General features: G+C 65.3%; 12 protein-coding genes. 2 read left to right on the plus strand and 10 right to left on the minus strand.

Going from position 1 to position 12,636, the window contains the following annotated elements:
* Window positions 1-20 precede the first annotated feature (20 nt).
* From glpX to ACUXVX_RS09845, 5 genes are all read right to left on the minus strand, one after another.
* Window positions 21-992, minus strand: coding sequence for a class II fructose-bisphosphatase (glpX, locus tag ACUXVX_RS09825; RefSeq protein ID WP_222492263.1), 972 nt, complete (start codon window positions 990-992; stop codon window positions 21-23).
* Window positions 993-1,084: 92 nt separating this feature from the next.
* Complete coding sequence (locus ACUXVX_RS09830; protein WP_446311393.1) at window positions 1,085-2,545, minus strand: hypothetical protein; 1,461 nt, start codon at window positions 2,543-2,545, stop codon at window positions 1,085-1,087.
* Window positions 2,542-4,167: a CHAT domain-containing protein gene (locus ACUXVX_RS09835; protein WP_446311394.1), complete on the minus strand. Its 1,626-nt coding sequence runs from the start codon at window positions 4,165-4,167 to the stop codon at window positions 2,542-2,544. Before ACUXVX_RS09835 ends, ACUXVX_RS09830 begins: the two co-directional genes overlap by 4 nt.
* 48 nt (window positions 4,168-4,215) lie before the next feature.
* Entirely contained in the window at window positions 4,216-5,502 is a 1,287-nt protein-coding gene (locus tag ACUXVX_RS09840; RefSeq protein WP_446311395.1) for a homoserine dehydrogenase, read from the minus strand.
* Window positions 5,503-5,559: 57 nt separating this feature from the next.
* Window positions 5,560-5,856, minus strand: a complete 297-nt coding sequence (locus ACUXVX_RS09845; protein WP_446311396.1) for a hypothetical protein — start codon at window positions 5,854-5,856, stop codon at window positions 5,560-5,562.
* A 98-nt stretch (window positions 5,857-5,954) separates the two neighbouring features.
* Here ACUXVX_RS09845 and ACUXVX_RS09850 point away from each other — a divergent pair, with 98 nt between their 5' ends.
* Window positions 5,955-6,542 (plus strand): TetR/AcrR family transcriptional regulator, encoded by a 588-nt coding sequence (locus tag ACUXVX_RS09850; protein WP_222469718.1) that lies wholly within the window; start codon window positions 5,955-5,957, stop codon window positions 6,540-6,542.
* A gap of 86 nt (window positions 6,543-6,628) precedes the next feature.
* Here ACUXVX_RS09850 and ACUXVX_RS09855 read toward each other — a convergent pair whose 3' ends face one another.
* Entirely contained in the window at window positions 6,629-7,540 is a 912-nt protein-coding gene (locus tag ACUXVX_RS09855; protein WP_446311397.1) for a pirin family protein, read from the minus strand.
* A gap of 135 nt (window positions 7,541-7,675) precedes the next feature.
* Here ACUXVX_RS09855 and ACUXVX_RS09860 point away from each other — a divergent pair, with 135 nt between their 5' ends.
* On the plus strand, window positions 7,676-8,185 hold the full coding sequence (locus ACUXVX_RS09860; protein ID WP_222469716.1) for a hypothetical protein: 510 nt from the start codon (window positions 7,676-7,678) through the stop codon (window positions 8,183-8,185).
* 128 nt (window positions 8,186-8,313) lie between these two features.
* Here ACUXVX_RS09860 and ACUXVX_RS09865 read toward each other — a convergent pair whose 3' ends face one another.
* From ACUXVX_RS09865 to ACUXVX_RS09880, 4 genes are all read right to left on the minus strand, one after another.
* The gene (locus ACUXVX_RS09865; protein ID WP_222469715.1) at window positions 8,314-8,889 is read right to left on the minus strand and encodes a TadE/TadG family type IV pilus assembly protein; all 576 of its coding nucleotides are present in this window, start codon (window positions 8,887-8,889) and stop codon (window positions 8,314-8,316) included.
* 4 nt (window positions 8,890-8,893) lie between these two features.
* Entirely contained in the window at window positions 8,894-9,466 is a 573-nt protein-coding gene (locus ACUXVX_RS09870) for a TadE/TadG family type IV pilus assembly protein (RefSeq protein ID WP_222469714.1), read from the minus strand.
* A 14-nt stretch (window positions 9,467-9,480) separates the two neighbouring features.
* Window positions 9,481-10,917, minus strand: coding sequence for a pilus assembly protein TadG-related protein (locus tag ACUXVX_RS09875; protein WP_446311398.1), 1,437 nt, complete (start codon window positions 10,915-10,917; stop codon window positions 9,481-9,483).
* A gap of 223 nt (window positions 10,918-11,140) precedes the next feature.
* Complete coding sequence (locus ACUXVX_RS09880) at window positions 11,141-12,532, minus strand: pilus assembly protein TadG-related protein (RefSeq protein WP_446311399.1); 1,392 nt, start codon at window positions 12,530-12,532, stop codon at window positions 11,141-11,143.
* Between the last annotated feature and the right edge of the window lie 104 nt (window positions 12,533-12,636).

Here is a 12,636-nt window from a genome sequence, read left to right on the forward strand (position 1 = left end):
GGCTCATCGCATCGCGCCCGTTACATCGCCGAGGTCGGGTTGCGATACTGCATGCGGCGGACCGAACCGGTCTTGGAACGCATCAGCAAAGTCTCGGCGGTCAGGTATCCGACCTCGCGCTTGATGCCGGGCACGAGGCTGCCGTCGGTCACGCCGGTGGCGGCGAAGATCACATCGTGCTGCACCATCTCGTCGCGCGCGTAGATCCGGTCGAGATCCTCGATTCCGGCCTTCTTGGCGCGGGCCTTCTCATCGTCATTGCGGAAGGTGAGCTTGCCCCACATCTGCCCCCCCATGCACTTGAGCGCGGCGGCGGCCAGCACGCCCTCGGGTGCGCCGCCGAGGCCCATGTACATGTCGATCCCGGTCTTTTCCGGCTCCGCGCAATGCATCACGCCAGCCACATCGCCATCGGTGATCAGGCGGATCGCGGCGCCGGTGGAGCGCACCTCGGCGATTAGGTCCTCGTGGCGCGGGCGCTCGAGGATGCAGACGGTGATATCTGCCGTGGTGGCCTGCTTGGCGGCGGCCAGAAGGCGCACGCGCTCGGCGGGGGACTGGTCGAGGCTCACGATCCCCTCGGGGTAGCCGGGGCCAACGGCCAGCTTTTCCATATAGACATCAGGGGCATGGAGCATCGAGCCGCGTGGAGCCATGGCGATGACTGTGAGCGCGTTGGGCATGTCCTTGGCGGTCAGTGTGGTGCCCTCGAGCGGATCGAGCGCGATATCCACTTCCGGCCCGGTGCCGGTGCCAACCTCTTCGCCGATGTAGAGCATCGGGGCCTCGTCGCGCTCGCCTTCGCCGATCACCACGGTGCCGCGAATGTCCAGCGCGTTCAGCTGGTTGCGCATGGCGTTCACGGCGGCCTGGTCGGCGGCCTTTTCGTCGCCCCGACCGATCAGCTTGGCCGAGGCCAGCGCGGCGGCCTCCGATACGCGGGCGAGGCCCAGCGAGAGCATCCGGTCGTGAAATTCTGGCTTCTTGGTCATCGGGTGCCCCTCGTGGCTAGCATGCGTTGCCGATTGGGTAGCCTTCCGCCCGTGGCGGCGCAACCCTCGCGCGGGCTGTTAGCGCAAGCGGATCACTCGGAGACGACGCAGTGATGATACTCGGCCTCGGGGCAGCCGGTTTGCCCGGCACTGGCGGCGAGATGGGCGGCCGAAAGGAAGGTTTCGACGGCGCTGGCCATGCTCGCGCGGGCCTGGTCGATGCCAAATTGGCTGTCGGTCGAGTTCAGCACCCAATCGCGCTGGATGCCGACGGAACGCTCTGAAAACTCCAGCGCCTTTTCGGTCTCGCCGATGCTTAGGAGGGTCTGAGCCGTTTCTCGCAGCACGAAGGCGTGGCCCAGCGGCGGCTCCGACTGACGCAAGATCACCTCGGAGGCCGCAATCAACTGCGCGGTGGGGGCAGGCCCCTCGCGCAACGAGGCTGTCTTGACCGCAACGAGGGCGGCATAAAAACTGGTGCTGTCGATGATTGTGGCATTGCCGGAGCCTTGAGCAACGGTCACCGCATCCTGCAGCACGTCATGGGCCTCCGCCCATGCGCCGGTGTTGGCGAGGAGCGAGGCGCGCGTGACCATTGCATCGGCCTTCCAATCGGGCCGTTCTGCGAGGGCCTCTGCCTCGATCAGGGCAGCCTCGGCGCGCTCGTAGTCTCCGAGAGAAATCGAGCATCCGCCTAGGCGGCTCATATGGCGGTAGAGCAACTGCCTGTCTTGCTCCAGTTCCAGCGAAACCCGCCACGTGATCCGGCTGCGGCCATCCCACGGCTCGGCGATGTGGCGCAGCGCGGCGAGCAGACTGGCGCAGGCATCTGCGGGGCGGTTCAGGCTATTCTGCGCCTGTCCGACGATATGCTCGGCCCGAAAGTTCAGGCCGGCGGCGCGCAGGGCGTCCTGCCCTGCGCCGGGCACGGTGGGGATGCGGGCCGATTGCGCGATTTCGATCGCCCGGCCATATTCGCCCGCGCCAAAAGCTGTTTCGGCTTGGGTGATGCGCTCCTGCGCTATATCAAGGGCGGAGCGGTTGAAGTCTCCCAACTCGCCGCGCTCCCATCGCGCGATGTACCCGGCGAAGTCGTCGGCATCTTCGTCGCCATAGGCGGCGCGGAAGAGGGGCAGGGCGATGCGCCCGACCTCCACCGCCTCGGCATAGCGGCCCAGATCGGCCAGCGCGTAGGCCTTGGAGACCATGAGCGCCCAGCCGACCTCGTCCATCGTCCCGTCGGCCGCATTCACCAGAGCGAGGCCATCCTCGGCCAGTTGAAGGGCGTAGGCGGGGTTGTTCTTTTGGATGCGCGCGGCGTCGGTCAGCATGGCATAGAAGATCGCCCAGCCTGGGGTGAGTTCGCCATTCGCGCGGGCCTCCCGGATACCTGCGTTGAGGGTAGCGTAGGTCTGATCGTCATCATTACTTTGCCACGCCAATTCGAGCCGCTGCAGCATGGCATCGAAGGCCGGACCATCTGGGCCGGTTTCCTGCGCGGGAGCGAGGTGTGGAGTGAGCGCGACGAGGAGGGCGAAGAGAAGGCGCTTCATCGGCCGTCTCCCACGAGGATGAAGGGCGCCCAGGCCGCCGGGTGGGCGAGGGTCGGGTCGCTCCCATCTTCGAGCATCGCTTGCATGGAGGCCTGCAAGGCTTTGGATTTGTGGCGGATATCCGGTTGCTCCAGAGCGGCGAAGGCATCGGTCGTTAGCCGTGCGGCGGCATCGTCGCGCACCGGCCAGTGGCTCACCATGAGCGTCTTCGCACCGGCCACGAGAAAGGCGCGGGCAAGGCCGGAGAGGCCTTCTGCATCTGGGCGCCCGTCACCTCCTGCGGTGTTGCAGGCCGAGAGGATCACCCACTCGGCGGCGAGGGTCATGTCGGCGATCTCGGAGGCGGTGAGCAGCCCGTCATCAGTGGCGGTGGCGACCTGTGGCGGGGTGAGCACAAGGGCGGGTTCTGCCAAGCCCTCAAGCTCGCCGGAGAGTAGTCCGTGCGTGGCGAAGACGACGATTTCGGCTTGCTCCAGCCCGGCGCCGCGCAGGGCGGGCTCAACGGCGGCATCCCCGGTGAGCAGGGCTTCCGGCCCGGCGCCGAGAGTGGTTGCGATGGCGCGGAGCTCGCGCAGGGTGCCGGGCAGCGGGGCGAGGGCGCGGATGCTCTCGGGGTCGGCTGTGGCGCCTGCCATCTTGACCCCCCGCAGGCCAGCGGCGCCGCCCGTCAGACGGGGCGCACCGATGCCCAGAAACCGCCCGGTTGGGGCGGTGGCCTGCGCCGGGCTGGGGGCCGCGATGGCGCGCAGGCTCTCCACCGTGGGCAGGCTGGCGAGGGCGAACCGCTGGAACAGCCAGGAGGTGCGGCGCAGGGCATCGGGGTCGCCGTCCTGCGCCACATCGCCGGGGGCATCGGTGACCAGAAGCCCGAGCGGAATGCCGGTAAGCGGGCCTTGCGCGACGGTGTACAGCTGGTCAGTCCCGGCCAGCGTGGGCATGACACCAGAGAGCAGATCGGCGTAAACGAGGAAGGCGCGGGTGCGGTCGAACGGGGTGATCTTCGGTTTTTGCCCCAGTGTTTTCAGGGCTTCTGCGCCACGGGCATTGCTGGCTGCTTTCAGGGATAGCCGGAGCGCCGCGACATCGGCGGCAATGTCTGCCTCGCCCAGCTCGATCCGTTGCCATGCGCTATGCTCCGGCGTGATCGCCCAGATATGGGTCTCTCGGGCGCCGGTATAGATGAACAGCAGCCCCTCCTCCGGGGCCAGCGCGGTCTGAACCTCGGCCAGCGTCATCGGGCGCGGGCGGGTCATCTCGGCGAAGCGGGGGAACTCGGCGGCGATGCGCGTCTCTAGCTGGGTGATCTCGGTGCTGAGCGCGTCGATCTCTCCCGAAAGGCGGGTGGCGGCAGAGGTGTCGGCGGTGCCGTCGCGCCCGAGCGCCCCCAGCTCGGCCTCGGCCCGGGCGCGGCGGTCGGCCACGCGCTGTCGGGCCTTCAGCAGGTCGGCCAGCGGGCCGGTGCCAGCGGAACGGCGCAATTCGGCCTGCCGGATGGCACTGCCGGCAGAGGAGAGCATGGCGAGCTGGGCGGCTTGAAAGGCACGGTCAGAGAGGCTCTCGGCCCGGAGCGGCAGGCCCGCGAGGGAGAGGGCGAGCGCGAGGAGGAGGGCGGGGCGCAGCATGGCGTGAGGATGGCCCGGAGGCCGCCCTCACTCAAGTGACAAAGCCGTTCAGACCTGCTCGATCCGCAGCGCCACCGGCTCGCCCACCACCACGCCGGTCTGGCCGATCGCCGCGAGGGCGGCGGAGAGCGAGGCGTGGGTTGTCTTGTGGGTGACAAAGAGCACCGGTGCGGCCTCGTTGTCATGGCCGTACTGGCGCATCCGGTCGATGCTTACGCCCGCTTCACCGAGCGCGGCGGCGACCTTGGCCATCGCACCGGGTTTGTCGTGCAGGTCCATCCGCAGGTAGTAGGGCGCGGCAGAGGCAGAGCGGGCGGCGGGCGCTTTTGTAAGCGTTTCCGAGGGTTTGCCGAAGACGGGTAGGCGCGTGCCGCGGGCGATGTCGCAGATATCGGCCATCACGGCCGAGGCGGTGGGGCCTTCGCCTGCGCCGGGGCCGCGCAGCACGATCTGCTCGACCGCGTCGCCCTCGATCACCACCATGTTGGTGCCGCCCTCAAGCTGGCCGAGCGGCGAGTCGTAGGGCACGAGGCAGGGGGTCATCCGCTGTTCGAGGCCCCGGCCCGTCATCTGAGCGACGCCGAGCAGCTTGATACGGAAGCCCATATCTGCGGCGTGGCGGATATCGGAGAGGGTGATGCGCTGGATGCCCTCGATCTCGATGCCGTCGAAATTGACCTGCGTGCCGAAGGCGATGGACGAGAGGATCGCCAGCTTGTGGGCGGCGTCGATGCCGCCGACATCCAGCTCGGGATCGGCCTCGAGGTAGCCCAGCTTGGCGCATTCGTCGAAGAGCGCGTTGTAGCCCTGGCCGGTGGCCTCCATCCGGGTGAGGATGTAATTGCAGGTGCCGTTCATCACACCCATGACGCGGGTGATCTCGTTGCCGGCCAGTCCCTCGGTGAGCGACTTGATGACCGGGATGCCTCCGGCGACGGCGGCCTCGTAGCGCAGTTGGGTGCCGGCGGCCTCGGCGGCCTCGGCCAACGCCTGACCGTGGATCGCGAGCATGGCCTTGTTGGCTGTGACGACCTGCTTTCCGGCGGCAATGGCGGCCTCGGTCGCGGCTTTTGCGGGGCCGTCTTCGCCCCCCATCAGCTCGACAAAAACATCGACATCATCGCGTGTGGCAAGTTCTACCGCGTTGTCTTCCCACGCATAATCCTTGAGCGGCACGCCGCGGTCCTTGTCGCGGGAGCGGGCGGAAACCGCCGAGATGGCGATGGGTCGGCCGGTACGGGCGGTGAGCAGATCGGCGTGGCGGCGGACGATCTTGACGACACCGGCGCCGACGGTGCCGAGGCCAGCGATACCAAGGCGAAGCGGGTCAGACATGTCGGGCCTCCGTGGGTCGTAAAACTGGGGCGGGCATAGCGGGTTGCGCGGGAAGGCTCAACTGGAATGGCGACGCAGCGCGGCGTTCATCCGGGCGCGGACCGGCGGCTCGATGATCGGGCCGCGTAGGCGGGCGGCGCGGGCGCGCAGGGCGGCGACCCGGGCGGCCAGACCGCCGCGCACGGCGACCGGGTCGGTGGTGGAGGCATTGGCGCGCGCCAGCAACCCATCGACCGGGGCGAGGGTGGGGTAGGGCGCGTTCTTGGCCGACTCGCTTACCACCGCATCCAGCTGTGGAAACTGGGTGCAGCCCGAGAGCGCGAGGCAAATGCAGAGGGCGAAGGCGCGGTCCATGGCGGCAGACTACCGGGCGGCGCGGCGGGAGGAAAGCGGGCTGTGGGCGCTAACATCGGCGCTTGAATTGAACGCGCGTTCATTAGATGCTGCCCGGCATGGCAAGGAAAACGGGCTCCCACGCAGAAATCACCGGGCCGAAGGTGCGCGAAGCGGCGCTGCGGCTGTTTGCGCAATACGGCTATGCCGCCGTTTCGATGCGCCAGATCGCGCGCGAGGTGGGGGTGCAGGCTGGGGCGCTTTATACCTATACCACTGATAAACAAGCGCTTTTGTTCGATTTGATGCGCGACCACATGACCGAGGTGCTTGGTGGCATGTCGGTGATGCCAGAGGGCAGCCCGGGTGAGCGGCTGGAATGGATCGTGCGCTACCACATTGGCTACAACCTGAGCCACAAGGACGGCGTGTTCATCAACTACATGGAACTGCGCAACCTGGAGCCGGAGAACCACAAGGTGATTTCGGGGCTGCGGCGCAGGTATGAGGATGCAGTCGAGGCCGTGCTGGTGGACGGGCAGGAGAAGGGCGTGTTCCAGATCCCAGACACGCGGCTGGCGTCGATGGCGGTGATCGCCATGCTGAACGGCGTGAACACCTGGTACCGCGAAGGTGGGCGGCTCAGCCAGGAACGCGTGGAGCGGATTTACTGGAACATGGTGCGGCGGGCTGTGAAGGGGGCGTGATCCTTTTGCTTGGTTGCGCCAGTATCAAGCCCGCCGGTTAATTCGACGTTAAGAGAGAGGTAAGGCGGGACGTGTCCCGCCCCAGGTCAGTGCGCCGGTTTGACGAAAGTGCCGTTGCGCAGGTCGGCCATCGCCTGTTGCAGCTCGGCGGGCGTGTTCATCACGATCGGGCCGTGCCATGCCACCGGCTCCTCGATTGGCGCGCCGGAGATCAGCAGGAAGCGAATGCCTTTTTCGCCCGCCTGAACAGTGACTTCATCGCCGGTGCCGAAGCGCACGAGGGTGCGGTCGCCGGAGAGGTCGCGGATGTTTACCTCTTCGCCCATGACCTCTTTTTCGAGCAGCACGCCACCCGGTGCGGAGGCATCGGCAAAGCGGCCATTGCCCTCGAACACGTAGGCGAAGGCGCGGCGGTAGGTGTCGACCTGGAAGGTTTTTTTCACCCCGGCGGGCACGAAGATGTCGAGGTACTGCGGATCGGCGGCGATGCCGTCGACCGGGCTCTTGTAGCCCCGGTAATCGCCGATCACGACCTTCACGCGGGTGCCGTCATCATCAATGATTTCAGGCAGTTCGGTGCCCTCGATATCCTGGTATCGCGGGGCGGTCATTTTCAGCGAGGCGGGCAGGTTGCCCCAGAGCTGGAAGCCGTGCATCTGGCCCTTCGCGTTCCCCGAGGGCATCTCCTGATGCATGATGCCGGAGCCGGCGGTCATGAGCTGGATCGACCCCGGGCCGAGGACGCCGCGATTGCCGAGGCTGTCGCCGTGCTCGACGGTGCCCGCGAGTACGTAGGTGATGGTCTCGATGCCGCGATGCGGGTGCCACGGAAAGCCCTTGATGAAGTCTTCGGGCCGCTCGTTGCGGAAGTCGTCGAAGAGCAGAAAAGGGTCCAGTTCCTTGGGGTTATGGAACCCAAAGGCGCGGTGCAGCTTGACGCCGGCGCCTTCGAGCGTGGGCTGGGCGGGGCGAATTTCGGTGACGGGACGGATGGACATGATGCGTCTCCTTTCGCCACTGAAGATAGGGCTGCCGGGGCTCTCTCGCAATGAGCGCAGATATGCGCCGGATGCCTGATGTAAGTGCATCTGCGCACAGTATTGCGCCGCCCCACGGGCCTGCTATGAGAGGGCATGACAGAGTTCAACGACTTCCGCATCGGTGCCTCTTTGCTGCGCCGGATCTTCGCCGCAGCGATGTTTGGATTGCTGGCTTACGTCTTGATGAAAATGGGTTTTTCGGATGACGGAGAGCTGTGGATCCGGGCGGTTTTGGTGGTGTTTGCGGGGGCGGTGATTGCCATGGGCGTGTGGCTCTGGCAGGCGACCGAAGGCGAGCTGGTGCTGAAGGACGGGGCGCTGGTGGTTGAAGGCGGGCGGGTTTTGGCCCGGCTGGACGAGATCGACCGGGTCGAGCGCGGCGCATTTGCTCTGAAACCCGCGGGCGGGTTCGTTTTGAAAATGAAGCAAAAACAGAAGTTTGGATGGGGTCCGGGCCTGTGGTGGGTGCGCGGCAAGACGGTCGCCATCGGCGGGGTCGTCCACCCTGCGGCGGGCAAGGCGATGGGGCAGATCATCGAGGCCGAGATGGCCGAAATGGCTTTGCAGAAATCCCCGGACGAGGGCACGCCGGACGGGCGTTAACCACGAAACGGGTGATGCACATCTGATGCACAACCCATGCACATTCCATGCATACGACAAAAATGCAAAACGGCCGGAGTTAACCGGCCGTTTGTTCCGGCATTAGCGCCAAGCCTGGGCTTGGGCGGTCAGCTTCCGGCGCCTGCGTAGAGAAGCTGGGGCGCGAAACGCGGCCGGGTGACGATGTAGTTCTCGAAGCTCTTGGCCGGGATGCCTGCGTTGAAGAGCGGCTCGTAGGCCATAAAGGTCTCCAGCAGGATCACGGTATCGCCCTGCGGCATCAGCGGGATCTTGTCTTTCATCCCGGCGATGGTGCCGTTGGTGTGCTTGGGACGCCCCTCGGTGGCATAGGACCAGTCGATCTGGAGGGTCCGGCTCTCTTCGTCGCAGTTGTTGGTGCATTTCACCACGGTCACCCGCAGGTAGGTGGGGTGGCGCGTGGTGGTCAGGTAGTCGTAGACCTTGTTCAGACCCTTGAGATAGGTCTCGGTCACCGGATCGGTCTCACGCGAGAGCATGTCTGCGAGGGTGTAGGAGGCCTTCAGGTTGGCGTTCTGGGTGCGGTAGGCATCGAACCAGACGAAGGCCGAGACGTAGAACCAGCAAAGCAGCGGCAGGATCAGCGCGGCCTCGACCGAGAGCGAGCCGCGGGCGTCTTCGGCGAAGGCCTTCAGGCGGGCGTGGAGGATGCGGATCATGGTCATGGTATCAGCTCCCTGCGCCCGGTTCGTTGACGAAGGCCGAGGACGACACGATGGCGTAGTTCTCACCGTCGATCAGCGGCAGCCGCAGCCCGTAGGCGGTGGCGGTGAACCAGGGCTTCATGACCGCGCAGGCGCGCACGATCATCATCTCGTTCTCGGAGCCGCCGTTGAAAGCCGTGACCGGCTGCACCGGCGCCGACTTGTCGTTGCAGGTGGCCTGCTTGGGCAGCGGGGTCCAGCTCGACTTGGAGACCGGCTGAAGCTCGATCAGCATGGAGTTCATGCAATCGGGGATGATGCCCGCGCGGTTGCAGATGGTGCGCTTCAGCTCGTCGTGGGTGGGCGGGGTCCAGTGACCGAGGCGCAGGTCGCGCACCGACAGGTCCACCGCGCGCTCCAGCATGACCTGACGGGTCATCAGCATGCCCATCTCGAAGCAGGACATGAACACGACGATGAAGATGGGGAAGAGGATCACGAATTCGATCGTGGAGTTCCCATCCTCCTTCTTGCGGAAGCGGTTGAGGCGGACGGCCAGATGCCAGAGCCGTCCCCTCGGAAATCTGTCGGTCTGCATCGCGGGGCCCCCCATCAGTTGATCAGACGCAGCTGGTTGATCTGCCGGGCGATTGCGGAGAAGGCCTCGGAAATCTCGGTGCCTTCCACCCGGAAGAAGTGCGACGGCGAGGATGCGCAATCCTGCATGACGCCAGCGGAATGGTTGGTGACCTCGAAGCCGATGGTGAACACGGTGATCCCGGCGCCCTTGGCGGCGTCGCAGATGTTATCGAGCATATTGTCGGCCTGACCGGCGGAGTACTTGCGGTAGTAATACTGCGAGCGGTTGCGCGAGTTCACGTAGCGGTAGAGGTAGTACCACAGCGGATAGTTGTTCCAGTGGGCGTATTCGGAGCTGGAGTTGTAGGCCCAGCTCTGGATCCGGTAGGTATCCACGTTTTCACCGTCGGTCATGAGCACAACGACCTTGAGGGTCTCGTCGTCGTCGTAGTCGGCGGGACGATCGATGAAGGCGTCATCGACCACTCCGGAGGCGCGCATGTTGTTGACGATGGTGCGCATCGAGGGGTCGAGCAGGGCGGTGCCCCACTTCATGCCAAGGTGGATCGCGGTGTTGGCGCGGGCGCGGTAATCGTCGATCGTGTTTTTCAGCACGGAGGTGTTCTTGCTCAGGGCAACGATGCGCTCGTAGTCCCGCATCGGGCAGCCGGGGTTGCGGATCGGGCGGTAGTTTTCGGACGACCACTCGAAGTGCTGCATCTGCTGGTAATACTTGGTCATCGAGATCGTGGTCGAGTTGAAGTCCGACGAGTCGAAGTCGATGCAGTGCGAGTAGTCGTGCCGGCCGCTGGACGACTTGCGCAGCTGGTTGAAGATGTTCGGCCCGGCGTTGACCTGGGCGGTGTAGGGCACGAGGCTCAGCGAGATCTGGCCCTCGGCGTCATCCACCACCACGGAATCCACGAACTCCTTGGCGGCGGTGCGCAGGTTCTGGATCTTGTTGTTGGAGCCCATCGAGCCGGAGATATCGAGCACGAGGCTGATCTCGACGTTCGAGACCCGCTCTTCGGCGGTGCCGGAGGCGGGGGCGGTGAAGCTCTTGATGCCGACGAGGCCGAGCAGCAGGGTCTTGATCTCGGCTTCGGTGGAGGCGGAGACGTTGCGGTAGTTCAGCCCTTCGTCGACGGTGATATCGACGTTGAAGTTGCCGAGGCCCGCCTTCTGGAAGTAGTCGGCGACCACGGCCTCGGGCTCGAGGGTCTGATCCATGTCGGCGGCGGCGAGAACGGCGCGGTCGAGCGTGTTCTGCAGCTTGGTGCGGGTCATCTCGAAGCGCATGACATCAACCGCGATGCCAACCGCCAGCATCATGCAGGCGAGCAGGAAGAGCGAGAAGACGATGAGACCGCCTTCGCTGCCTTCGGCGAAGCGTTTCAGGCGGCGCTTTGCCCCCTTTGTCGCTTCTGCTTTCTCCGCCCCCGCGGTGATCTGGTTGTCGATCTGGGCCATGCCGGTTGGTCCTCTGCGTTTCAAGCATCGCCTGATCCGTTCCGGGTATCGTACCGTTCATCGGACACAGGCCGCGCATGAGCATATGCGAGGAGGAGGGTGTCGAAATTGGGGCGAAAGCCCGCCGCAAATCAGGAAATTTAACCATTATTGAATGTATCCCGTTGGGGCCGAAGGGGGATTTGCGGAGGGTTCGGGGCAGGGGCATGGCGGGTTTCGGGGCTCAATACAGCAGGCGCAGCATGGAGATTTGCCGGGCGATGGCGGCGAAGGCCTCGGAGATCTGGGTGCCTTCGACGTTGAAGTAATGCGAGGGCGAGGTAGCACAGCTGCGCATGACCGAGGCCGAATAGGGCGTGACTTCGAAGCCCACCGAGAAGATCAGGATGCCCCGGTTCTTGGCTGCCGTGCAGATGCGGGAGAGCATCTGGTCGGCCTGCGAGGCGGTGTAATCGGTGGTGACGTAGGTCGACCAGTTCTGCTTTTTCGACACCGCGTAGTCATAGACGGCCTGGTTGTGCCAACGGGTGCGCTCGGATGAGGTGTCGTAATAGGTGGGCTTGATCCGCCAGGTATCGACGTTTTCGCCATCGGTCATCAGCACGATCACCTTCATGGTGCCGGGGCGGTCATATTCGAAGGGGCGGTCGGCGAACTGCGGGCTGGCCTCGCCGGTGGTGACGAGTTTGTTGACCACGGGGCGGAAGGCCGGATCGAGCAGGGCGACGCCCCATTTCATCCCGATCTGGATGGAGGTGTTGTGGCGCGGGCGGAGTTGGTTGATCCGGGTTTTCAGCGCGGCGGCATCGCCCGAGTAGGCCATGATGCGCTCGTAGCTCTGCTGCGGGCAGCCGGGGTTGTCGATCGGGTAGGAGGTGGCGGGCTGGTGCTGGAAGTGCTGGGCCTGGGTCAGCGGCGTGGTGGGCGAGAGCGCGGTGCTGCTGTAGTCGGCGCTGGTGAAATCGACGCATTCGGCCCAGCTGTTGGTGGCGGTGACCTTGAGCTGGTTCAGGATCGCGGGGCCGGCGGCGACCTGCGCGGTATAGGGCACGATGGAGAGCGCCATTGTGCCGGGTTGGTCGGGGTCGAGCACGGTATCGACGAACTCGCGGGCCGCATTTTGCAGGTTCGCCATCTTGTCGTTCTCGGACATCGAGTTGGAGATATCGAGCACCAGCGCGACCTCGACATCGGTGAAGCCCGCAGTGGCGGTGCCGGTCGAGCGGGCCTCCATCTGCTTGATCCCGACGAGGCCGAGCAGAAGGGTGTTGAGCCGGGTGTTGGTGTTGGCGGTCACCGTGCGCGAGTTGGCGGTGGCGGTGATGGACACGCTCTCGAGGCTGCGGGAGAGACCGGCGCGGGCGAAGTAATCCTCGACCACGGTTTGCGGGTCGAGGGTTTGCTCCATCGCGGCGGCGGCGAGCACGGCGCTGTCGGCGGTGTTTTGCAGGCGGGTGCGGACCATCTCGGTGCGCATCACGTCGATGGCCAGACCGACCGAGAGCATCATGCAGGCAAGCAGGAAGAGAGAGAAGATAATGAGGCCGCCGCTGTCGTCTCTGGCAAAGAGAACGAGGCGGGCGGGTTTGCGCGATGCGCGGGTATTGAAGTGCATGTCACACCACAAGAAAATGGGCCCCGGCCCAGGATCGGGATAATCTCGCCCGACTTCTGCCCTAATTCGTGGAAAATTGACGCCTTTGGTGTGGCGCCCCAAAA

Source organism: Vannielia sp. SX4 (assembly GCF_052828525.1).